The 22,733-nt window shown below is 72.0% G+C and carries 19 protein-coding genes and 2 pseudogenes; 12 read left to right on the forward strand and 9 right to left on the reverse strand.

Features of this window, described 5'->3' with window-relative positions; all coding sequences use genetic code 11:
- Positions 1–36: 36 nt before the first annotated feature.
- From AB5L52_RS40780 to AB5L52_RS40790, 3 genes are all read left to right on the forward strand, one after another.
- Positions 37–2,373: an FHA domain-containing protein gene (locus AB5L52_RS40780; RefSeq protein WP_369368237.1), complete on the forward strand. Its 2,337-nt coding sequence runs from the start codon at positions 37–39 to the stop codon at positions 2,371–2,373.
- Between the two features lie 230 nt (positions 2,374–2,603).
- Positions 2,604–3,155, forward strand: coding sequence for a hypothetical protein (locus tag AB5L52_RS40785; RefSeq protein WP_369368238.1), 552 nt, complete (start codon positions 2,604–2,606; stop codon positions 3,153–3,155).
- Complete coding sequence (locus AB5L52_RS40790; RefSeq protein ID WP_351031539.1) at positions 3,155–4,144, forward strand: serine/threonine-protein kinase; 990 nt, start codon at positions 3,155–3,157, stop codon at positions 4,142–4,144. Before AB5L52_RS40785 ends, AB5L52_RS40790 begins: the two co-directional genes overlap by 1 nt.
- 14 nt (positions 4,145–4,158) lie before the next feature.
- Here AB5L52_RS40790 and AB5L52_RS40795 read toward each other — a convergent pair whose 3' ends face one another.
- Positions 4,159–5,454 (reverse strand): streptophobe family protein, encoded by a 1,296-nt coding sequence (locus tag AB5L52_RS40795; RefSeq protein WP_369368239.1) that lies wholly within the window; start codon positions 5,452–5,454, stop codon positions 4,159–4,161.
- Between the two features lie 180 nt (positions 5,455–5,634).
- Here AB5L52_RS40795 and AB5L52_RS40800 point away from each other — a divergent pair.
- Positions 5,635–6,750: pseudogene (locus AB5L52_RS40800) on the forward strand (DUF6777 domain-containing protein); the annotation flags it as partial.
- 479 nt (positions 6,751–7,229) lie between these two features.
- Positions 7,230–7,682 carry an ATP-binding protein gene (locus AB5L52_RS40805; protein WP_351031536.1) on the forward strand — a complete coding sequence of 151 codons (453 nt, stop codon included), beginning with the start codon at positions 7,230–7,232 and terminating at the stop codon, positions 7,680–7,682.
- Between the two features lie 43 nt (positions 7,683–7,725).
- Here AB5L52_RS40805 and AB5L52_RS40810 read toward each other — a convergent pair whose 3' ends face one another.
- Positions 7,726–8,571 carry an RNA polymerase sigma factor SigF gene (locus tag AB5L52_RS40810; protein ID WP_351031533.1) on the reverse strand — a complete coding sequence of 282 codons (846 nt, stop codon included), beginning with the start codon at positions 8,569–8,571 and terminating at the stop codon, positions 7,726–7,728.
- 161 nt (positions 8,572–8,732) lie between these two features.
- Here AB5L52_RS40810 and AB5L52_RS40815 point away from each other — a divergent pair, with 161 nt between their 5' ends.
- The gene (locus AB5L52_RS40815) at positions 8,733–9,173 is read left to right on the forward strand and encodes a helix-turn-helix transcriptional regulator (protein ID WP_351031531.1); all 441 of its coding nucleotides are present in this window, start codon (positions 8,733–8,735) and stop codon (positions 9,171–9,173) included.
- Between the two features lie 66 nt (positions 9,174–9,239).
- On the opposite strand, the gene AB5L52_RS40820 is transcribed toward AB5L52_RS40815, so the two are convergent.
- Complete coding sequence (locus tag AB5L52_RS40820) at positions 9,240–10,463, reverse strand: epoxide hydrolase family protein (protein ID WP_369368240.1); 1,224 nt, start codon at positions 10,461–10,463, stop codon at positions 9,240–9,242.
- Between the two features lie 121 nt (positions 10,464–10,584).
- Here AB5L52_RS40820 and AB5L52_RS40825 point away from each other — a divergent pair, with 121 nt between their 5' ends.
- Positions 10,585–11,067, forward strand: a complete 483-nt coding sequence (locus AB5L52_RS40825) for a VOC family protein (protein WP_351562306.1) — start codon at positions 10,585–10,587, stop codon at positions 11,065–11,067.
- Between the two features lie 49 nt (positions 11,068–11,116).
- Here the strand turns inward: AB5L52_RS40825 and AB5L52_RS40830 are convergent, their stop codons facing one another.
- Genes AB5L52_RS40830 through AB5L52_RS40845 form a run of 4 tightly spaced genes read right to left on the reverse strand, consistent with a single transcriptional unit; the run spans position 11,117 to position 15,517 of the window.
- Entirely contained in the window at positions 11,117–12,025 is a 909-nt protein-coding gene (locus AB5L52_RS40830; RefSeq protein ID WP_369368241.1) for an aminoglycoside phosphotransferase family protein, read from the reverse strand.
- Positions 12,026–12,080: 55 nt separating this feature from the next.
- Complete coding sequence (locus AB5L52_RS40835; protein ID WP_369368242.1) at positions 12,081–12,959, reverse strand: geranyl diphosphate 2-C-methyltransferase; 879 nt, start codon at positions 12,957–12,959, stop codon at positions 12,081–12,083.
- A gap of 49 nt (positions 12,960–13,008) precedes the next feature.
- Positions 13,009–14,058 (reverse strand): family 2 encapsulin nanocompartment cargo protein terpene cyclase, encoded by a 1,050-nt coding sequence (locus AB5L52_RS40840; protein ID WP_351031519.1) that lies wholly within the window; start codon positions 14,056–14,058, stop codon positions 13,009–13,011.
- A 16-nt stretch (positions 14,059–14,074) separates the two neighbouring features.
- Positions 14,075–15,517: a family 2B encapsulin nanocompartment shell protein gene (locus tag AB5L52_RS40845; protein ID WP_351031517.1), complete on the reverse strand. Its 1,443-nt coding sequence runs from the start codon at positions 15,515–15,517 to the stop codon at positions 14,075–14,077.
- Between the two features lie 476 nt (positions 15,518–15,993).
- On the opposite strand from AB5L52_RS40845, the gene AB5L52_RS40850 reads away from it, so the two are divergent.
- Together AB5L52_RS40850 and AB5L52_RS40855 are read left to right on the forward strand one after the other, a co-directional pair.
- Positions 15,994–16,788: a VOC family protein gene (locus AB5L52_RS40850; protein ID WP_369368243.1), complete on the forward strand. Its 795-nt coding sequence runs from the start codon at positions 15,994–15,996 to the stop codon at positions 16,786–16,788.
- A 33-nt stretch (positions 16,789–16,821) separates the two neighbouring features.
- Positions 16,822–17,526: a ribonuclease H gene (locus tag AB5L52_RS40855; RefSeq protein WP_351031511.1), complete on the forward strand. Its 705-nt coding sequence runs from the start codon at positions 16,822–16,824 to the stop codon at positions 17,524–17,526.
- Between the two features lie 40 nt (positions 17,527–17,566).
- On the opposite strand, the gene AB5L52_RS40860 is transcribed toward AB5L52_RS40855, so the two are convergent.
- Positions 17,567–18,388, reverse strand: coding sequence for a tyrosinase family protein (locus AB5L52_RS40860; RefSeq protein ID WP_351031508.1), 822 nt, complete (start codon positions 18,386–18,388; stop codon positions 17,567–17,569).
- Between the two features lie 35 nt (positions 18,389–18,423).
- A pseudogene (locus tag AB5L52_RS40865) lies at positions 18,424–18,812 on the reverse strand (tyrosinase cofactor).
- Between the two features lie 358 nt (positions 18,813–19,170).
- Between AB5L52_RS40865 and AB5L52_RS40870 the strand changes: the two are divergent.
- The 3 genes from AB5L52_RS40870 (at position 19,171) to AB5L52_RS40880 (ending at position 22,515) form a co-directional block, all read left to right on the forward strand.
- Positions 19,171–19,992 carry a lipase family protein gene (locus tag AB5L52_RS40870; RefSeq protein ID WP_351031503.1) on the forward strand — a complete coding sequence of 274 codons (822 nt, stop codon included), beginning with the start codon at positions 19,171–19,173 and terminating at the stop codon, positions 19,990–19,992.
- Between the two features lie 103 nt (positions 19,993–20,095).
- Entirely contained in the window at positions 20,096–21,583 is a 1,488-nt protein-coding gene (locus tag AB5L52_RS40875) for an MFS transporter (protein ID WP_369368244.1), read from the forward strand.
- Between the two features lie 347 nt (positions 21,584–21,930).
- On the forward strand, positions 21,931–22,515 hold the full coding sequence (locus tag AB5L52_RS40880) for a TetR family transcriptional regulator (RefSeq protein WP_351031572.1): 585 nt from the start codon (positions 21,931–21,933) through the stop codon (positions 22,513–22,515).
- The last annotated feature ends 218 nt before the right edge of the window (positions 22,516–22,733 follow it).

Consider the following 22,733-nt stretch of genomic DNA (forward strand, 5'->3'; position numbering starts at 1 on the left):
GGGCGCACATGTGAGCGAATCGGTACAATTCTGACCATGGCGGAGCGGCCGGTCGCCCCGACGGCGCCCGAACTCGTCCTGGAGACAGACATGGGCTCCACGGTGATGAGCCCGGGCCGGGACTACCACGTCGGACGCGACCCGTTGAGCGACATCGTCCTCGACGATGCCCGGGTCTCGTGGCACCACGCCGTGCTGCGCTGCGACCACGATCACTGGATCCTGACGGACCAGCACAGCACCAACGGCACCTACGCCGACGGCCACAGGATCGACCGGTGGGGTGTGAGCCCCGGCAGCGTGATCCGCTTCGGCAACCCCGCCGACGGCCCCCGCGCCGTCCTCGCCGGCGCTCCGCCGCCCGCCCCCGACCGCCCCTCCGCGGTCTCGCTGCCCCTGTTGACCGGGACCTTCCGCCGGCCCGCCAACGTCCGCCCGCTGCCCCCGCGCACGGTCCGCATCGGCCGAGCGCCCGAGAACGACCTCGTGGTGGACGACCTGATCGTCTCCCGCCGCCACGCCGAACTGCGCGCCCACCCCGACGGCACGTACGAGATCATCGACCTCGGCAGCCACAACGGCACCTACCTCAACGGCCGGCCCGTCACCCGCGCACCCGTGGGCCCCGGCGACATCGTGGGCGTCGGCCACTCGGCGTTCTGCCTGGTCGGCGACGAACTCCAGGAGTACGTCGACACCGGCGAGGTCTCCCTCGACGTGCAGGACCTCACCGTCACCGTCGACCGCGGCGACACGATCCTCCTCGACCACGTGTCCTTCCCGGTGGGCGAGAAGTGCCTGCTCGCGGTGGTCGGACCGAGCGGCGCCGGCAAGTCCACGCTGCTGAACGCCCTGACCGGGCAGCGCCCCGCCGACCGCGGCACCGTCCTGTACGACGGCCGCGACCTCTACCGCGACTACGCCGAGCTGCGCCAGCGCATCGGCCTGGTCCCGCAGGACGACATCCTGCACCCCCAGCTCACCGTGCGCGCCGCCCTGTCCTACGCCGCCGAACTGCGCTTCCCCGAGGACACCGCCGGGGCCGAGCGGCGCGCCCGGGTGGACGAGGTCATCCGGGAACTCGGCCTCGCACAGCGCGCCGACCAGCCCGTACACAGCCTCTCCGGCGGGCAGCGCAAGCGGGTCAGCGTGGCCCTGGAACTGCTCACCAGACCCTCGCTGCTGTTCCTGGACGAGCCGACCTCGGGCCTCGACCCAGGCATGGACCGCTCGGTCATGAACATGCTGCGCGGCCTCGCCGACGACGGTCACACGGTCGTCGTCGTCACGCACAGCGTGCTCAGCCTGAGCGTCTGCGACCGCCTCCTCGTACTGGCCCCCGGCGGCACGGTCGCCTACTACGGGCCGCCCGGCGACGCCCTCGCCTTCTTCGGCTTCGAGCAGTGGCCGGAGGCCTTCGAGGCCTTCGAACGCGACCCGGACCGCGACTGGGCCCGGGAGTACCGCGAGTCGCCCTTCCACCGGCACTACATCACCGAGGCCAGCACCCAGCCGCACCACCCGGGGCCGGCCCCTGTGTCCCCGGCCCCGCCGCCCCGCCCGCGCCGCTGGGCTGCCCAGCTCGGCACTCTGGTCCGCCGCTACACGGCCGTCCTCGCCGCCGACCGCACCTTCCTGCTCGTCATGATCGCCCTGCCGTTCGTCATGGGCGCCATGGCCCGCGCCCTGGCGGGCAGCCGGCTCACCCGGGACACCGCGATGAACGCGCTGCTCATCCTGTGCGTCGGCGCCGTGCTGACGGGCGCCGCCAACGCGGTGCGCGAACTCGTCAAGGAACGTGTCGTCTACCGGCGCGAACGCGCCGTCGGCCTGCCCCGGTCGGCCTATCTGATGTCCAAGATCGTGGTGCTCGGCACGATCAGCGTCGTCCAGGCCGTCGTCCTCACCCTGGTCGCCCTGGCCGGGGTCGATCTCAACGCCCCCGGCGGCGGTGTCCTGCTGCCGCCGCTCGCCGAGATCACTCTCGCCGTCGCCCTGCTGGCGTTCACCGCGATGATGCTCGGCCTGCTGGTCTCCGCGCTGGTGCGCAAGGAGGAGGTGACGATGCCGCTGCTGGTGCTGCTGGCCATCGTCCAGGTCGTGTTCTGCGGAGCACTCCTCAAGCTCAACGGCGTGCCGGGTCTTGAGCAGCTGTCCTGGCTCGTCCCCTCCCGCTGGGCGCTCGGTGCCATGGCCGGCACGGTCGGGCTGTCCCGGATCGTGCCCGGCGAGTTGACCGCCGATCCGCTCTACCGGCACTCGGCGGGCGTCTGGCTGCTCGACCTGGGCATGCTGGTGGTGCTGTCCGTCCTCTACGGGCTCGCGGTCGCCCGGCTGCTGCGCCGCCACGAGCCCGCCGTGATGCGGAAGTAGGCAGGCACGATGGCTCCCACGCCAAAGCACCCGATGGCCCCCGAGCCAAGGCACCCGACGGCGTCCACGTCGAACCCCCCGTTGGCGTCCACGCGGCAGCGTGTGACGGCGTTCATGGGGAATCGTGCGTCGGTGTCCATGGGGAGGCACCCGTTGGCGCCCGCGCAACAGCACTCGACGGCCCCGACGCGGAAGCGGACGGTGGCCCCCACCTGGAAGCAGGCGCCTCGATGAGCAAAGCGCCCAGCCCCGGATTCCAGCCCACGCACGTCGTGCCGCGGCGCGGTATGCCCGCCTGGGCGGCCCCCGACCCGGCCCGGCCCACCGTGCCCCTCGACCCGCTGCTGCCGGTCGAGCTGGTGGAGCGGCGCGGCGACTGGGCGTACATCCGCTGCTCCAACGGCTGGGGCGCCTGGGTCGACGGCCGTCGGCTGATCGCCGTACCGGAGGACCCGCCCGCCACCGAGGGCACCGGCGGTACCGCTGACCCGCTGCCCCTGCTGACCCGGGCCGCGCAAGCCCTGACCGACTACCGGTCCGCGGTGGAGGAACTGGCGGCCGGCACCCTGGACGGCGAGGACTTCGCGGACCGTACCCGCGGCCTCCGGCTCGGGGTCGTCGTCGACGGGGAGTCGATGTGGCTGTACGACCCCGAGGAGGGCCGCTGGGTCTACGGCGACGGACGGCGGCTGACCACCTGCGCCACCGACCGCGCGGTCACCGGCGAGGAGGACTCCGGGCACGCCCCGACCCGGCTGGTCGCACCCGAAGGTGAGCGCTGATGGCGCGGCAGACCAGCCTGTTCTCCGGCCGGCCCTCGGAACTCATCGGCCGGCAGGTCGCGAGTTACCTGGTGGAGAGCGAGATCGGGCGCGGCGGCATGGCCGTCGTCTTCCGCGCCCGCGATCTGCGCCTGGACCGCACGGTCGCCCTCAAGCTGCTCGCCCCCGAACTCGCCCGCAACGACACCTTCCGCAAACGCTTCACCCACGAGTCCCAGGTGGCCGCCGCGATCGACCACCCGCACATCGTGCCGGTCTTCGAGGCCGGTGAGACCGACGGCGTGCTCTACATCGCGATGCGCTACGTCCCCGGCAGCGACCTGCGCCGCCTCCTCGACCAGCGCGGACCGCTGCCATTGCCGCACGCCGTCAGGATCGCCGCACAGGTGGCCTCCGCCCTCGACGCCGCCCACGAGCACGGCCTGGTCCACCGGGACGTCAAGCCCGGCAACATCCTGATCGCCGAGGGCATCGACAGCGACCACCCCGAGCACGTGTACCTCACCGATTTCGGGCTCACCAAGAAGTCGCTGTCCCTGACCGGCTTCACCAGCGTCGGGCAGTTCGTCGGCACCCTCGACTACGTGGCCCCCGAGCAGATCTCCGGCCGCCCGGTCGACGGCCGCTGTGACGTCTACGGCCTGGCCTGCGTCGTCTACGAGTGCCTCGCCGGCCGTCCCCCGTTCCAGCGCGAGGACGACATGGCCCTGCTCTGGGCCCACCAGTACGACGACCCGCCCCCGCCGAGCGAGGCCCGCGCCGAGCTTCCCCCGTCCGTCGACCCGGTCTTCGCCAAGGCCCTCGCCAAGGCCCCGGACGCCCGCCACGCCACCTGCCTCGCCTACGTCGATGCCCTGCGCACCGCCATGGCACCCGCCGCCCGCCCCGCCGAGGTGCGCCCGACGGCGGAGGCCGACACGGAGACGGACCACCCGGCGCCCGAGGCCCCGAGCCCCCCGCACTGGGCCGACCCGGTGTTCCCGCCCTGAGGCCGGCTCACCTCCTAAGGCCCGCTCGCGTTCCCCGCCCCGCTCACCTCGCCGCGTCGTTGCACCGGTCGGGCCAGCAGACCGCCCAGGAAGCCGGCGACCAGTCCCCACAGCGCGCCCAGGCCCACGGTCTGCCACAGCCGGGGTTCGAGGAAGAGTTCCCCGGACAGCCCGCCGCCCAGGTCGCCGATGCCGAACAGGGAGAGCCCGTAGTGCGCCGAGACCCGGCCGGTCAGACAGATCATCAGCATGGTCAGTGCCAGCGCGACGGCCAGATGCGCGGCGTGCTGCCACAGCTGGATCCGGGCCGGGGAGCGGACCGCCATCCGGAAGGCGACGGCGAGCAGCAGCAGCGCGGCCATGATCAGCAGCCACCACATCCGGCCGTCGTAGTCCGTCAGTGAGCGCAGATTCAGGGCGGAGACGTTCGGGGTGCGCAGGATCTCGTCCATGATGTGCGGCATTGGCAGCCCGAACGGGCCGGACACCCGGCCGTTCCAGGTCGCCCCCAGGCCGAGGGTGAGGGCCAGCCACATCAGGTTGGGCAGGCCGAGCAGGATCAGCGCGAACGTGGCGGCGACGTGCCCGCGCGTGGCGGCCGTGAGCAGCGCGGTGATCAGGCCGACCACGACGTACGCGAGCAGCAGCTCCACCATCGCGCGGGCCGCCGGACGCACCGACTCCTGGAACCGCAGCAACCGCCCCGGCAGCGGCGCCCCGCGCGCGACCAGCAGTGCCAGGAGCAGCACTCCGGCCAGCCACAGCAGTCCGAACAGCACCGTCAGCGGCAGTTCCGTGGTGAACCCGACCTTCGGCGTCGCGTCGAACAGCCCGGTCAGATCGCTGAGGGTGCCGCTGCCCACGTCCACGGCGAAGGTCTGCCGGGCGGCGAGGGCCAGGCCGATCAGCGCGAGCAGCCACAGCAGCGCGATCCGGGCGGCCCAGCCGGCCAGCTCCCCGGCCGAGGCGACCGCCCGGTGCCGCAGCGGGCGCAGAAAGCCCACGGCGATCACCAGGGCACCGGCGAGGGTCACCGACAGCGGGATCACGGTGAGCCCGGCGTGTGTCTGCGCCAGCGCACCCGCGTTGCCGGACAGCTCCACGCTGCCGCCGACCGCCGTGACCAAGGCCGCGGCCACCACCCTCGGGAACGCGCCGTCCGGCAGCTCTGCCGCTCCGGCCGCCCACAGCCCTAGCGCCGCCACCAGCACCATGACGGCCAGCCCGGTCAGCACGGCGGCCACGGCCTGAGCCCAGCCGTGGCGGGCGGCGGGCCGCGCGGAGACGGTGGGAACGCTCACGGTTGACACGCTAAGCAGCGGCCCGGCAGCCCGCCCGCCGGGTGGGCCGTCCGCGTCGGCTTGCGAGCCGCACCGGACTCGGACACACAATGGGATCAATGTGCAGCCAAACGCACTAAACGGGACTTGACTGAGAAAAGCCGCACATCGCGCCGCACATCGCGGTGATCGCGACGGGAAGAAGTGCTCGTGAGCGCCGAACCTCCGTCTTCCGGCCGCCCGACCGGGCCGCCCTCCGGCCCGCTGTCGGGCTCCTCGCGTCCTCCCTCCGGACCACCGCCGGGCCAACCGCCGGGTGGTGGCGCCGGGGCCAAGGGGCCGCACGGGCCGTGGTGGAAGTCCGTTCCTCGCGTGGCGGCCCTCTCCGCCGCCGTCGTCGCCGCCGTGGTCCTCGCGGTGGTCTTCACCCGTCCGAGTGGCGGCGGATCCGCCAAGGGCGGCGAGGTCTTCCTGCAGTCCGCGAGCAGCAGCGGCCAGGACCCGTTCACGGAGTCGACCGCCCAGCAGAGTTCCACCCCGCCCCCGCCCTCCGCCTCCGCCGCGGCCACCGGCGCGGCCAACGCGGTGCAGGGCGTGGAAGGCGGGGCACCAGGCCTGTACGGCGGCACCCAGAGCACTCCCGCCTGTGACGTGGAGAAGCAGGTCAGGTTCCTCCAGAGCGACTCGGGCAAGGAGAAGGCATTCGCCTCCGTGGTCGGCGTCCAGCCCTCCGGCGTACCCGCCTATCTGCGCTCGCTGACCCCGGTCCAGCTGCGCGTCGACACCCGCGTCACCAACCACGGCTACCGGGCCGGCGCCGCCACCGCCTACCAGTCGGTGCTCCAGGCGGGCACCGCCGTGCTGGTCGACAGCCACGGCGTACCCCGCGTGCGCTGCGCCTGCGGCAACCCGCTGACCGGGGCGGTCGCCCAGCAGGCCGCGCCGAAGCTGGTGGGCCCGCGCTGGCCGGCGTACCGGCCCGCGAACGTGGTCGTGGTGACCCCCGCGCCGACGATCATCAACGTCTTCGTGCTCTACGACGCCCACCACGACGACTGGATCCACCGCCACCGCGGGGACTACGACGGCCGGCACGACCAGCACGCCAGGCCTCCCGAGTTCCCGCACCCGTGGAACCCGCCGCCGTGCCCGCCCCCGGGTGCGGGCGCCACGCCGTCGCCCTGCCGCTCCACGTCGGGCACGCCGAGCCCGTCGACGTCGTCTTCGCCTTCCCCTTCGTCCTCGTCCTCGCCGAGTTCCTCCGCGTCGTCCGCCTCGCCTTCCTCGTCCCCGTCGTCGAGTTCGTCCCCGTCGTCCCCGTCGTCCTCGCCTTCGTCGCCGTCGCCTTCGGAGTCGAAGCCGTCGTCCTCACCGTCGGAGTCGACGTCGACGGAATCGACGTCGCCGCAGGCCACGCCGCCGGAGTCGCAGTCGGCGTCGGCGTCGACCGAGACCTCTTCCGCCGGGCCGGCGTCACCGTCCGCAGGCCCACCGTCGAGCGAGACGTCGACCGAGACCTCCCCCCAGCAGTCGTCGCAGCAGCAGCCCGCCTCCTCCGCGCCGCCCTCCTCGGAGCAGTCCGTCCCCGGGCCGGTGCCCCCCGGGACGCCCGGCGAGTCGTCGGTCGCGCCCACCCAGCAGGAGCCGCAGGTGTCGCCCTCGGGGTGAGGGGCGTGGCTTCGGGCAGCGTGACCATCGCCACTGTGAGCGCTCGGCGAACGCCCCGGGGGACTGCCTTGCCCGGCTCGGGGTACGAGGACAGGTGCAACAGACGACCGGCCGGACGGTCTTTCGAGAGAGACAGCATGATCAAGCACCTGGGCGGAGCAGTGATACCGACTGGTTTCGACGTTCCCGTGGAACCGCTGCGACGCGCGGCCCACTTCACCGGCGAACCCGGAAGCATCGCCGAGGCGCGCGCCTTCGCGTCCCGGTTCCTGGAGCAGCTGCGCACCGAGTGGTGCGCCACCGCCGACCGCCGGGCCGACGGCGAGCTGCTCCTGGTGGTGAGCGAACTCGTCACCAACGCCGAGCGGCACAGCAACGGCCCGTACATCCTGGAGCTCGAAGGCACCGACAGCGCGGTCACGGTGTGCGTCTACGACAGCGACTCCGCCCTGCCCCGCCCCTACCCCAGGGACCCCGAACGCGTCGGACGGCACGGGCTGGAGATCGTCTACGCCCTGGCCTCGGAGGTCACCGTGGAGCGCGTGCCCGTCGGCAAGCGGGTGCGCGCCCGCTTCGCACTGACTCCGTGAGGGCCACTGACTCCGTGAGGGCCGGCCGCGGCACCCGTGCGGGTCAGCGGCAGCCGAGTTCGCCGAGCATCCCCCGGCGCAGCCGGGTGATGATCCGCTTGATCAGCCGGGACACATGCATCTGGGAGCAGCCGAGCCGTTCCCCGATCTCCGCCTGGGTGGCCTCCTCGACGAACCGCAGATGGATGATCCGCCGGTCCCGCTCGCTCAGTTCCGCCATCAGCGGGGCGAGCGCGTGGACGTCCTCGACGAGCCGCAGCCCGTCCTCCTCCACGCCGATGAAGTCCGCGAGCACCGCCTCGCCGTCCTCCGGCCCGTCGCCGGACAGCGCGGCGTCCAGGGAGGCGGAGTGGTACCCGTTGGCGGCGAGCTGGGCCTCGACCACCTCGTCCACGGAGATGTTCATCAGCGTCGCCAGCTCGGCCACCGTCGGGTCCCGGTCCAGCCGGCCGGCCAGCTCCTCGCGCGCCTTGGCCAGCTCCACCCGCAGCTCCTGGAGCCGGCGCGGCACGTGCACCGCCCAGGTGGTGTCCCGGAAGAACCGTTTGATCTCGCCGATGATGTAGGGCAGCGCAAAGGTGGTGAACTCCACCTCGCGGGCCAGCTCGAACCGGTCGATGGCCTTGATCAGGCCGATCATGCCGGTCTGGACGACGTCCTCCATGTCGTCGCCGCGGCCCCGGAACCGTCCGGCCGCGTACCGCACCAGTGACATGTTCATCTCGATGAGGGTGTTGCGCGCGTACTGGTGGGCGTGCGTGCCCTCCTCCAGCTCCGTCAGCCGGCGGAAGAAGTGACGGGACAGCTCCCGTGCGTCACGTGGTGCGACGGACGCCGGGTCCGTGATCTCGGTGACCTCTGCTTCGGACCGGATCCCGGCGGTTGTCATTGCCTCTCCCACGAAAGTCACGGTGCTGCGGCTGCCCCGGCGGGCGCGGTGTATTCCCCGACGTGTGCCCCGGGTACCCGGAACCCGGCGTTCCATGCGTTTCCCTCAGGGCGCAATGCGGGGCCCTTGATCCACGCCCCGCGGCTCCTAGGCTGACGTGGGTGAACGAGCGAGCGAGTGACGAAGCCCGAGTGATCCCCCTGCGACCCGCGCCCGTCCGTCCGGCGCGGCCCGCGTCCGAGCCCGCGGAGAGCTCCTCCGAGCCCACGGGGAGCAAGGAGCCGCTGTGGCGCGATCTGGTCGGTGAGGTGCTGCGCCGCGAGCGGCGGGCGCAGGACCGCACCCTCAAGGACGTGGCCGACACGGCCGGGATCTCGCTGCCCTACCTGTCCGAGGTCGAGCGCGGCCGCAAGGAGGCCTCCTCGGAGGTGCTCGCCGCCGCGGCGCACGCGCTCGGCCTGGGCCTTGGCGACCTGCTCTCCCTGACCCACGGCGAGCTGACCCGGCGTACGGCCGCACAGCGTCGGCCGGCCACCGCCCCGTACCGCCGCCCTGCCACCTTGCCGCACCGCTCCTACGACGGGCTCTGCCTGGCCGCCTGAGCCGTACCGGCGCCTCGGCCGGCCATGGCGCAGCGGAGCAGCTGCCGGCGCACCCCCGCGGCCGGGTCACCTCTCCCGGAGCTGCCGGAAGAACGCCCGGACGTCGCCGATCAGCAGGTCCGGCTCCTCCATGGCCGCGAAGTGCCCGCCCCGGTCGAACTCCGTCCAGCGCACGAGGTTCTCGGTGCGCTCCGCCTTGTGCCGCAGCGGGATCTGGGGATCGGCCGGGAACACGGCCAGTGCGGTCGGCGCGCTCGACGGCTCGGCCGGCCGGGCGGTCCGGTCGCCGGTGGCGTGCGCCCGCTCGTAGTAGATGCGGGCGGACGAACCGGCCGTTCCGGTGAGCCAGAACAGCATCACGTCGGTGAGCAGCCGGTCCCGGTCCACCGCCTCCTCCGGCAGCTCCGCGCAGTCCGTCCACTCCCGGAACTTCTCGACGATCCAGGCGAGTTGACCGACGGGCGAGTCCGTCAGGGCGTAGCCGAGGGTGTGCGGACGGGTGGACTGCAGGGCGGCGTACCCGGCGCCCTCGCGGAACCACTCGTCCCACCGGCGCCAGGACCGCAGTGTCCGCTCCCGCTCCTCGGGGCCGAGCGCGGCCAGTTCCTCCCCGGTCGGCTCGGTCAGCGCCTGCGCGCCCGGCAGCAGATTGAGGTGGACCCCGATCACCCGCTCCGGATGCGCGCGGCCCAGCTCGCGTGAGATCGCCGCGCCCCAGTCGCCGCCCTGCAACCCGAACCGCTCGTAGCCGAGCCGCCGCATCAGCTCCACCCAGGCGTCGGCCACCCTGCGCGCCTCCCAGCCCCGCTCCGTAGTGGGCCCGGACAGCCCGAAGCCGGGGATGCTCGGCAGCACGACATGGAAGGCGTCCGCCGCGTCGCCGCCGTGCGCCACCGGGTCGGTGAGCGGGCCGACCAGGTCCAGGAACTCCACGATCGAGCCCGGCCAGCCATGGGTGATCACCAGCGGCGTGGCGTCCGGCTCGGGCGAGCGGATATGGGCGAAGTGGATACGGGCGCCGTCGATCATGGTGGTGAACTGCGGCCACCGGTTCAGCTCGGCCTCGGCGGCACGCCAGTCGTACGTGTGCCGCCAGTACCGGACCAGCTCCCGCAGATACCCGGCCGGGACGCCGTACTCCCAGCCGGCTCCGGGCAGTTCGGCCGGCCAGCGGGTGCGGTCGAGACGGTCGTACAGGTCGTCGAGGTCGCGCTGCGGGACGGACAGCCGGAAGGGCTCGATGCGTTCGGCAGGTGTGTCGGCAGGTGTGTCGGCAGGTGTGGAGGTCATGATCGGGATGCTAGGCGGGTTCGCCGCTCACCCGTCGGGATTAACCGGCGGCCCGGCCGATGAGTTTCGCGGTGAGGACCGGTCCACACTCACGACCGCGTTCCCCACCCAGGAGGTACTCATGACCACCGACGGATTCCTCACATGTCTGTGGTTCGACGGCCAGGCCGAGGAGGCCGCCGCGTTCTACGTCTCGGTCTTCAAGAACTCCAGCATCGGCCGGGTCAGCCACTACACCGACGCCGGGCCCGGTGAGACCGGCTCCGTGCTGACCGTCGAGTTCACGGCCAACGGCCACAAGTTCCTCGCGCTCAACGGCGGCCCCCAGTTCAAGTTCAACGAGGCCGTCTCCTTCCAGATCCTCTGCGCCGACCAGGCGGAGATCGACTACTACTGGACCAAGCTCACCGAGAACGGCGGCGAGGGCGGCCCCTGCGGCTGGCTCAAGGACCGGTTCGGCCTCTCCTGGCAGGTCGTCTACGACCGGCTGCCCGAGATGGTCCACGCCCCCGACCAGGAGAAGAAGGCTCGCGCCTTCAAAGCCATGATGGGCATGGGGAAGCTGGACGTGGCCGCACTGGACGCCGCGTACGAGGGGGAGTAGCGGGGGAGTAGCGGCCCTTCGGCCCGCGCCCCCACACCAGCGAGGTCCCTCACCCGGCCTCGGCGAGAATCTCGGTGATCACATGCCGGGAGTTCTCGGCCAGGGCCGGGTTGGTGTCCCAGTAGTACGGCAGCTGGATCAGCGAGATCGACAGCGCCCAGCCCCGCCCTCGCGCCCACTCCGCGTCGTCCGCGCCGACGGCCTCGCGGAAGCCGTCCCGTACGGACGAGGGCAGCAGGTTCCAGGCCACGATCAGGTCCACGGCCGGATCGCCGGCTCCGGCGCAGCCGAAGTCGATGACCGCGCTCAGCCGTCCTTCGTCGACCAGCACGTTCCCGGGGGAGAGGTCCCCGTGGGCCCACACCGGTGGCCCGGTGTGCTCCGGAGCGCTCAGAGACCGCTCCCACAGGGCCGTGACCGCGCCGCCGTCGACCCGTCCGCCCAGCTCGGCGACGGCCGCGCGGGTGGCCTCGTCCCGGTCCCGCAGCGGACCGCCCCGGTAGCCGGGCGGCGCGTCCCGCGGGGTGATCCGGCGCAGCGCGCGCACGAACGCCGCGAGGTCCTCTGCCAGCCGCTCCGGATCCGGCACGGCGCCCGCCGTCGGATTGCGCCCCGCCAGCCAGCGGTAGACGGACCAGGGCCAGGGAAAGCCCTGGTCCGGCTCGCCGAGGCCCACCGGATCGGGCACGGCCACCGGCAGCAGCGGCCCGAGCCGGGGCAGCCAGCGCTGCTCGTGCCGCAGGTCCGGTACGGCGCCGGGCCGCCGGGGCAGCCGTACCAGCAGGTCGGTGCCCAGCCGGAACATGGCGTTCTCGGTCCCGGAGGACGCGAGCCGTCGTACGGGCAGGGCGGCCCAGCGCGGGAACCGGCGGGCGATCAGACGCTGGACCAGCGGGGCGTCGAGGTCGACCTCGTCCGCGTGCATCTTCTGCGGCCTCGGGTCGTCATGAGTACTCATCGCGGCCCATCCCAGCGCCTCGACGCCCTCGCTGTCGACGGGATTTCCCGCGGGCTCAGACCCGGTCGGCAGCGATCAGCAGGTACTGGAAACTGCCGTTGCGGTAGGCGTCGAGGAACGTGTTCTCGATGCCCGTGACCAGATGGCCGGCCTGCTTGCGCAGCTCCCAGTAGGGGATCGTGGCCTCGGTGAGATCCTCCACGTGGACCGGCACCAGACGGTTGCGGGCCATCGCCTTGAAGTACTCCGAGCGTGGGTGGATGTCGCAGATGTAGTGGGCGTTGATCAGCGACACCTCGCGCGAGGCCTGTCCGTAGGTGTCGTTGTAGCAGCCGGTGATCACCACATAGCGTCCGCCGCGGCGCAGCAGCCGGGCGTGCTCGGCGAACAGCAGGTCCAGCTCGACGTACATGGTGGACTCGTTGTTCCAGGACGCCGCGTACGCACCGGTCTCGAAGCCGGTGTCGAGCATGTTGCGGTGGTGGTAGCGCACCTTGTCGTGGATACCGCGGTCGCGGGCCTGTTCGTTGGCGAAGTCGGCCTGCTTCGCCGAGATGGTGACGCCGTCGGCATGGCAGCCGTAGCGCAGATGCGCCACGACACTGCCGCCGCCGCGCCCGCAGCCGGCGTCGAAGACGCGGTCGGCGGGGGAGAGCGGGCCGAGGTGCGAGGCGAGCAACTCGGCCTGGGCGTGCTCCAGGCGGTGCAGCTCGGTGGTGATGCGCTCCCGGCGCAGGGCCGGATCGGATTCGTCGAGGACCGACCGGTCGGCCGCTCCGATGCCGTAGTGGTGGTGGTACAGGTCGTCGATCCTGCCGAGTTCGAGGTTGACCGGGTTCTCCTCGGCGTTCCAGTAGTCGGCGACCCGGGTCTGGTAGGTGGACTGGGCCGGGACGGGAACGGGAGTGGTCCGGGCGACAGGGGCAGTGGTCAACGGTGGCTCCTCGTGGCGCATGTGACGGTGGTTCGAAATGACGCGGTTCTTACCAGTAGTCGGGCAGGTGGTAGCGGTGGGTGTTGGTGGCGTGCCACTCGTGGTTGCCGGACACCCAGGAGGCCAGGCCCTGGGCGTAGCGCTCCACCAGGGGCGAGCTGGCCGACAGCGCGGCCGCCTCCTCCTCGAAGGCCTCCATGATCCGGTTGTGGATCTCGACGGCCTTCAGGTACGCGGCCTTCAGACCGATCCGTTCGTTGGCGGCGATGACCTGGGGCAGGTTGAGGTGGGTGGGGTCGCTGGCCAGCTCCTTGGTGAAGGAGTACAGGTCGTTGACGAGCGTGGTGGCGTTGCTGGCGAGGGCGGTGATCCGCTGGATCTCGGGGCGGGCGTAGACCTGCTCGGGCAGTTCGTAGCCGTCCACGGAGTCGACGAGCGTCAGACAGGGGCGGAAGTTGTTGAACTGCCGCATCACCAGGTACTCCCAGACCCGCGGCATGTACTTCGTCTCCATCCAGGCGGCCTCGCCCAGATAGCCCAGGTGCAGCCGGGCGATGTCGTACACGAAGCGGCTGGTCTGGCTGGGCGAGGCGAAGGTCGCGTAGTCCTCGAGGGCGAAGTGGTACGAGCGCAGTGGGCCGTCGGCCTGGATGCCCTCGCGCCACTCGGCCTCCACCTCCGGGACGCCGTGGTAGGGGTCGAGCGCCGACTGGGCGATGATGAGCGGGCCGCCCAGACCACGCCGCGATCCGCCCCGGCCCTCGTCCTCCTCGCAGTAGCAGGAGTCGACGATGTTCTCGGCGAGCAGGAACTTGCCGGCGGCCGTCAGGCGGTCCAGGTCCAGCGCGCCCGGATGCTGCAGTACGACGGCCCGGCCGAACTGGAAGCCGGAGAAGTCCCCCGTCCAGGACGCGGGGAACAGGTCCAGGTCCCGGGCCCAGCTCTCCAGGCGGCGGTCGACCTCGGCCGCCTTGTCCGGGTCGGCGGGCACCGCCGGCCGGTACAGCAGTCCCGGGATCGCTCCGGTGCGCCGAGCCCGCAGGCTCTGGGCGAGGCTGGGCGGGCCGGGTAGCTGGTAGGCGGTCGCTGTTGTGGTCATGGGGCGCTCCAGGCGGTCATTCGGAGAGCCGGCCGATCTGGACGTTCTCCAGAATCCCGGCCGCGTCGGGCACGAGGATGGCCAGCGAGTAGTACGCGGTCACTAGGTAGTTGACGATCGCGGCAGAGTCGATGCCCATGAACCGGACGTTCAGGCCTGGTTGATGCTCTTCCGGGATGCCGGTCTGATAGAGGCCGATGACCCCCTGGTCGGCCTCGCCGGTGCGCAGGGCGATGATGCTGCTGGTGTGGTCGTCGCTGATCGGGATCTTGCCACAGGGGAAGATCGGCACACCGCGCCACGCCGGTACCTCGTGGCCGTCCACGCTCACGGTCCCGGGAACCAGGCCACGCCGGTTGCATTGTCGGAAGAACGCCGCGATCGCCTTGGGATGGGCGAGGAAAACCTTCGTCTTGCGCCGCATGGAGAGCAGTTCGTCCATGTCGTCCGGGGTCGGCGGGCCGGTGAAGGTGCTGATCCGCTGGCCGTAGTCGACGTTGTGCAAAAGCCCGAACTCCCGGTTGTTGACCAGCTCCCACTCCTGGCGCTCGCGGATCTCCTCGACCGTGAGCCGGAGCTGCTGCTGGGTCTGGTCCATCGGATGGTTGTAGAGGTCGGCGACCCGGGTGTGCACCCGCAGCACGGCCTGGGTGAGGGACAACTCGTATTCGCGCGGGGCGAGTTCGTAGTCCACGAAGCCGCCGGGCAGTGTGGGCTCGCCGACATGGCCGGCCTGCACCGGCACCTCGGCCTCGCCCTTGCGGTTCATGGGCTTGTTCTGGCGATCGACATACGCCTGGAGATGCGCCGCGAGGGACGGCACCCGCTCGGTGAACTCCTGCACGACGGTCCAGGGCAGCGCGAGCACCACACCCGCGGTCTCGGCCCGCACCGAGGCCAGCCACAGCGGGTCGGACTGTCCGACCGCCTCGTCGCCCATCTGGTCACCGTCGGTGACGACCCCGGTGATCTCCTCATCGCCGTACTTGCCGGAGGTGTACCGGGTGAACCGGCCGTGCACGACCAGATACGCCTCGGTCACGGGCTGGCCGGCCTCGAACAGCACCTGCCCGGCGCGCACCTCGCGGGGCTGGAAACGGCCGGCGACCTCCCGCAGCACCTCGATGTCCGGGTAGCCGCGCAGGATCGGCAGCTCGGTCAGCGTCTCGGGAATGACCCGGATGTCGTCGGCGCCGTTCTGCTCGAAGTGCACCCGGCCGCGCCCCGTGCGCAGCTGGAGGCGGCGGTTGACCCGGTAGGCGCCGCCCTTGACGTCCACCCACGGCAGGGTCTTCAGCAGCCATCGTGAGGTGATGGCCTGCATCTGCGGTTCGGACTTGGTGGTCGTGGCGAGCTGGCGTGCCGCCCGGGTGCTGAGGCTGGTGAGCTGCCCGTCGGCCGCGGGTTCGGGGGCGGGTTCGTCGACGGCGGAACCGGTGGCGCTGTCCGGTGTGGTCACATTCCCTCCAGCGGAGCTGCTTGTGTACAGGGGTGGCCGGGATCGATGGGTGGTGACCGTGGTGGTCCTGCACCCGGGCCAAGCCAAACAGTCCTCGTGAGGTGCCCGATACAGCGCGAAGGGGGCGGAACCCGCCACTCAGGTGCGTAAACCTGCCAATATGGGCGCGCCCGCCGAACGGCGTGCCCGCGCGCCGGTGCACCACGCCTTCGCTCACGCCGGTGTGGTGCGCCCCCGCTCACGCCGGTGTGGCCCGCCACGGTCGCGCCGCCCGGTACGCGGCCGGCCGTGTCTGCCGCTCCGCCGCGACGCCGCCGATGCGCGTTCCCGGCGGATCGGGTGGTCCGGCGTCGGCTCGGGCCCGGGGTGGGTGTTCGGCGCGCGGGGCGCCGGGGGGATGGCTAGCGTGAGTTTCGGGACGTAGCGCCCGAGGCGTGGATCATCCGTACGGGACATACACCAGGAGGGCCGCGAGCATGGCCGTACAACCCGAGGGAACGCCCTGTTGGGCCGATGCGATGTTCAGCGACGTCGAGGGAGCCAAGCGCTTCTACAGCGATGTCCTCGGCTGGACCTTCGGCGAGTCGTCGTCGGAGTACGGCAACTACACGCAGGCCTATGCGGACGGCAAGGCGGTCGCCGCCGTCGTCCCGCCCATGCCCGGCCAGGAGGGGCCGTCGCAGTGGTGCCTGTACTTCGCCTCGCCGGACGCCGCCGCCACCGCGCGCAAAATCAGGGAGAACGGCGGCGAGGTGCTGATGGAGCCGATGCAGGTCGGCGACTTCGGCACGATGTGCCTGGCCCGGGAGCCCAGCGGAGCCGTCTTCGGCGTCTGGCAGGCCGGCACTCATGAGGGCTTCGAGGCGGTCGCGACCCCGGGTGCCTACTGCTGGGCGGAGGTCTTCACCCGGGAGCCCGAGAAGGCCGACACCTTCCTCTCCGCCGTCTTCCCGTACCGGATGAAGCAGATCGAGGACCAGGCCGTCGACTTCCGGATGTTCGACATCGGCGAGAACACCGTCCTCGGCCGGATGCGGATGACCGACGACTTCCCGCCCGAGGTGCCGTCGTACATCAATGTCTACTTCACCGTCGACGACTGCGACGAGGCCGTGGCGCGCGCCACCAAGCTCGGCGGTGTCCTCCGCTTCGGGCCGATGAGCAGCCCCTTCGGCCGGTTCGCGGCGCTGAGCGACCCGCAGGGCGCGAATTTCTCGGTGATCGACATCACCACCACGGAAGGCGAGATGCCGAAGACCAAGGACGTCTGACCCGCCCGTGACGGGGTCCGGCCCGGGCGTGGGATGATCGTGCCCATGCGTGAACGTGTGGTGGCCGCGTGCGACGGGGCTTCGAAGGGAAACCCGGGACCGGCGGGATGGGCGTGGGTGGTCTCCGACGACGAGCGGACCGCCGCCCGCTGGGAGGCGGGCCCGCTCGGCCGGGCCACCAACAACGTCGCCGAACTCACGGCCCTGGAGCGGCTGCTCACGGCCGTCGAGCCGGACGTGCCGCTGGAGATCCGCATGGACTCCCAGTACGCGATGAAGGCCGTCACCACCTGGCTGCCCGGCTGGAAGCGCAACGGCTGGAAGACCTCCGCCGGCAAACCGGTCGCCAACCAGGACCTGGTCGTGCGCATCGACGAGCTGCTCGACGGCCGGTCGGTGGAGTTCCGCTACGTCCCGGCGCACCAGGTCGACGGCGATCCGCTGAACGACTTCGCCGACCGTGCCGCCAGCCAGGCCGCCTCCGTCCAGGAGCCGGCCGGCAGCGCGCTCGGCTCCGCCGAACCGCCGCCGTCGCCCGACACCCCGAAGGCGGCGGCCCCGCGCAAGAACGCGCCGCGCCGTACCGGCGGTGGAGCGACCTCCCGTACGTCCTCCCGCACCATCAAGGCGAAGTTCCCCGGCCGCTGCCTGTGCGGTCGCTCCTACGCGGCCGGCGAGTCCATCGCCAAGAACGCGCAGGGCTGGGGCCACCCGGAGTGCCGCACCGCCGAGGCCTGATCAGCCGGGTCCGGCCGGCTTCAGCCGCCGCCGGACGTCCTCAGCTGTCGAACGTGTAGAACTTCGTGTGGTCCAGCAGATCCGCCGGGCGCACGTCGTTCCACGGCTTCATCGTCTCGTTCAGGTCGACGACGTCCGGCGTGCCGCCCGCGGGCACATACGCCGCGTCCGGATGCCGCTGCTGCCACGCGGCCCACAGCTTGTCGACGTAGGCGTGGTGCAGCCAGAACACCGGGTCGTTGGGGGAAGCCCCGGTCGCCATGTGGCCGCCGACCCAGACGTGGACCCGGTTGTGCAGATTGACCCCGCGCCAGCCCTCCAGGTTGTTGCGGAAGCCGTCCGAGGCGCTGTTGTACGGCGCCATGTCGTACGTCGGTATCGACAGCACCGACTCCACCTCCGCCGGTGTCGGCAGCGCGCGCACGGCCGTGCCGAGCGAGCGGCGCAGGAAGGTACGGCCGTCGACCCGTATGCTGATCGGCCAGTTGCCCGCCGCGGCGGCGAACGGGCCGTCCATCACCCGGCCGTCCGTGCTGCGCCCGGTGCCGCCGAGGAAGTCCGGCGCCCACAGCCCGGCCCGCAGCGTGCGGTCGGTGCTCCAGTCCCAGTACGGCAGCGCGACCGAGGAGTCCACCGCTTGCAGCGCCTGCTCGAAGTCGAGCAGGAATCTGCGGTGCCAGGGCAGGAAGGACGGGGAGCGGTGGCCGGTCCGCTCGCCGGTGTCGGTGTCCGACATGATGAACTCGTTGTGCGTGCTGACGAACTCGTCGTAGCGTCCGCTGCGCTTGAGTTCGAGGACGGCATCGACGAATCGCTTCTTCTCGTCGGCGGTCAGCGTGGCCTGGTTCTTGCGTACGGTCATGGTGCGGGATGCTCCGAAAGTCCTTGCGGGGGCGGTCAGTTGGCGGGGAAGGGCAGCAGCGCGGCGCCCTGCAGCTCGTCCACGGCGGCACGGGCGGCGGCGCGCGGGGTGGTCACCGGGGCGTAGTGGCTGACGATGCTGATCCAGCTGCCGTCGGCGTTGCGCATCACATGCAGTTGCACGCCGTCGATCAACACCTCGAATCCGCCGCCGTGTTCGTGGTGGTGGCCGCCGCCGCTCATCGGGCGGCCCTGTATCCGGCGGCCCTTGTAGACCTCGTCGAAGGTCTCGGGGTGTCCCGGCATCGGCATGGGGTGGTCGTGGCCGGCGGCCGCGCCGCCGGCGCTGTGAGGGTGGCGACGGTGGCCGTCGCGGCGAGGGCGGCCGTCGCGGCGAGCGCGCGGCGCCGGGTGATGTCGGGCATACGGGTCCTCCTGGAGGGCGTTCGGGTGGTGACGACGCATGCCTATCGGGGGCTGAGGGATGGGAAGAAATCGCCCGGAACCGGTTGGCTGTGATCCGGACAATTGGCTACATGTCGTACAGTTTTGAACCAAGATGATCTTGCTGTGGCTGAGGGGTGATTCGCCCCGGAACGGGGAATTCCTTGCCGCGCCGGCCCCGATTCCGGCGGTCCTTCTCGTGCGCCGTCCGTCCGAGTGGCCCGGCTCACCACGCCAAACTGACGCGATCGGGAGGTCCGGCCGCTGCTACCCTGCGGAGCCGACCGACCGCACTGGGTGATCCTCACCTCCCCCACGCACACCCGAGGAGTCCCGTCCATGACCGTGCCCGACTCGTTCGACCAGACCTCGTCCGGCTACAGCCCCCAACGCGCCTACTGGCTGGCCCGCGCGGCCGATCTCGCCTACAAGGACCGCGCCGTCATCGAGGACCAGGCCGCGCAATGGGGCTTCGGCCGGGTGCGGCACCACGAGACCCGGTTCACCCCGCCGTTCCCGCTGCAGGACACCCAGGCGTACACCATGGCCGGTGACCGGATGATCGTCACCGCGTTCCGCGGCACCGAACCCACTCAGATCAAGGACTGGCTCTCCGACACCACGACTCCGCCCAGCCCCGGCCCCGGCGGCAACGGATACGTCCACTACGGCTTCGCCGAGGCCCTGCGCTCGGTGTACCCGGAGGTCGCCGACGCCATCGCGGAACTACGCACCGACGGCCAGAGCGTGTACTTCACCGGGCACAGCCTGGGCGGCGCCCTCGCGATGCTCGCCGGCGCCCGGATGTATCTGGAGGCCCCGCACCTGGCCGCGGACGGCGTGTACACCTACGGTCAGCCGCGCACCTGCGACCGGCTGCTCGCCGACGCGTTCCACAAGGGGCTCGGCGGCTGCACGTACCGCTTCGTCAACAACAACGACATCGTTCCCCAGCTGCCGCCCGAGCCCGTCTTCACCCATGTCCGGGCGCTGCGCTACTTCGACTCCGAGGGCAAGCTGCACGAGAGCATGCCCATGTTCTCGGCTCTCGCGGACCGGGCCAAGGGGCTGACCGCCGACGTCTTCGCGCCCGCCTCGGACGGCATCCGCGACCACTTCATGCACAACTATCTGGCCGCCCTGGAGAAGAACCTCGGCTGACGGCTCCATGCCGGCCCGAAAAGCGTTGGTGAATGACGATTCACCAGCCAGGGTGAATTGTCATTCACCGCGCAGCCGTGCTGCCCTGCCCGCAGGAGTGCCGATGGACCGGCCCGCCCCGATACCCCGGTCACCGGCCCGCGCGTCGTCCCGGCCGCGGGACCGGCTCACCGTCCCGGTGCTGGCGTCCGGCGGCATCCTCATGGCGGTCATGCAGACCGTCGTCATCCCCCTGCTGCCGGACCTGCCCCGGCTCACCGGCGCGTCCGCCGCGACCGTCTCCTGGACGGTCACCGCCACCTTGCTCTCCGGCGCCGTCCTCACTCCGGTGCTCGGCCGGGCCGGCGACATGTACGGCAAGCGCCGGGTGCTCACCTGCGCGCTCGCGCTGATGACCATCGGCTCGGTGCTGTGCGCCCTGACCTCGGACATCGGCGTGTTCATCGCCGCCCGCGCGCTGCAGGGCGCCGCCGCCTCCGTCGTACCGCTGTCGATCAGTGTTCTGCGCGACGAACTCCCGCCGGAGCGGCGCGGGTCGGCGGTGGCGCTGATGAGTTCCACCGTCGGCATCGGCGCGGCCCTCGGGCTGCCGCTCGCCGCGCTGGTCGTGCAGTACGCCGACTGGCACACCATGTTCTGGCTGACCGGCGCCCTGGGCGCGGCGGGCGTCGCGGCGACCTGGTGGGCCGTCAAGGAGTCGCCCATGCGCGAGCCCGGCCGCTTCGACGTGCTCGGCGCGCTGGGGCTCGGCACCGGACTGGTCTGCCTGCTGCTGGGGGTGTCGCAGGGCGGCACCTGGGGCTGGGGGAGCGCACGGGTCCTCGGGCTGTTCCTGGCGGCCGCCGTCGTCCTCGCCCTGTGGTGGTGGCAGCAACTGCGCGCCGAACGCCCGCTCGTTGACCTGCGGTTGGTCTCCCGGCCGCGGGTGGGCCTGTCGCATGTGGCCGCCCTGCTGGCCGGGTTCGCCTTCTACGCCAACTCGCTGGTCACCGCCCAGCTGGTGCAGGCGCCACGGGCCACCGGGTACGGCCTCGACCTGTCCATCGTCGCCACCGGTCTGTGTCTGCTGCCCGGCGGTGTCACCATGCTGCTGCTCTCGCCGCTGTCGGCCCGCATCTCGGCCGCGCGCGGCCCGCGGATCACGCTCGCGCTGGGCGCCGCCGTCATCGCCTGCGGCTACGCGGTCCGCATCGCCGACAGCCGCGACCTGTGGATGATCATCCTGGGCGCCACGGTCGTGGCGACCGGTACCACGCTCGCCTACTCGGCGCTGCCGACCCTCATCCTGCGGGCCGTCCCGGCCGCGCAGACCGCCTCCGCGAACGGCGTCAATGTGCTGATGCGCACCATCGGTCAGGCCACCTCCAGCGCCGCCGTCGCCGCGGTCCTCGTGCACCACAGCGGCCCGGTCGGCGGCGCCCCGATCCCCACCCTGCACGGCTATCAGCTCGCCTTCGCGATGGCGGGCGCCGTCGCCCTCGCGGCTTGCGCGGCCGCCCTGACCATCCCGGGCGACGGCCCCGCGGCCGGCATCCGCCGCGCCGCGGACGCCACCGAGGACACCCGCGACGAGGCGATGGAAGGAACGTGAGCACCATGCGCACCCAGCCCGAGCCCAGCACTCCTGAGCCCAGCACCTCCGATCCTGTCGCCTCGGGTTCTGCCGCTTCGGGCTCCACCGCTCCGGGCTCTACCGCCCTCTGCTCCACCGGCCCGGGCTCCACCGCTTCCGGCCCTGCGGCTTCGGGTTCTGCTGCTCCACGCTCCACCGCCCCGGGTTCCATCGCTCCCGGCTCTGCGGCTTCGGGTTCTGCCGCGCCGGACTCCACCGCTTCGGGTTCTGCTGCTCCGGGGTCCACCGCTCCGGGTTCTGCCGCCCCGGGCTCCACCGCCCCGGGCTCCGCCGGTCCAGGCCCCGTCGCCCAGGGCTCCGTCGTCCTGGGCTCCGCCGCCCCGCGCCCCACCGCCCCGGCACGCCGTGATGCAGAGGCGACGAAGGCCGCCATCCTCAAGGCCGCCCGCCACCTGCTGGCCCGGCATGCGCACGCCGACATCACGCTCAAGGCGGTCGCCGAACGGGCCGGTGTCAGTCCGCCGTTGATCGTGAAGTACTTCGGCAACAAGGACACCCTGTTCGCCCGCGTGATGTCCTTCGACACCGGCGCGGAGGCCCTGCTGGACGCGCCGCTCGCCGACCTCGGCCGACACATGGCACGGCACGTCGTGGCCGGCCAGCGCGAGCGCGGCGCCGACCCGCTGCTGCGCATCGCCTTCGCCCCGCTGCACGGCGACCACGGCGACATCCTGCGCGCCAACTTCCGTACCCAGGTGACCGACCGCCTCGCCGCCCGGCTCACCGGCCCCGACGCGGACCTGCGCGCCGAACTCGCCGTGGCCGCGCTCGTCGGTCTCGGCGTGATGTACGGAATCGCCCGCGGGGCGCGCCTGCGCGAGAGCGACATCGACACCATCGCCGACCGCTACGGACCGCTCGTACAGGCCCAGTTGACACCCGAAGGCTGAGGCGCCCGCCGGTCCGGCTCGCGCCCCCGGCAGCGCAGGAACCGGTCCAGGAAGGCGTCGCCGAAGACGCGGTGCGGGCCCAGGGAACCGCTCCGGCCCGCGCAGCAACACTCCGCCGTCGGCCGGTACGGCGGTGCCGTGCGTGTCGATCGTCGGCGCGCTGCCCAGGGCCGGATCGCCCGGCGCGGACTGGCGAGTCCGGCTCCAGGGCCGGCCCG

This window comes from Streptomyces sp. CG4 (assembly GCF_041080655.1).
Lineage (GTDB): Bacteria > Actinomycetota > Actinomycetes > Streptomycetales > Streptomycetaceae > Streptomyces.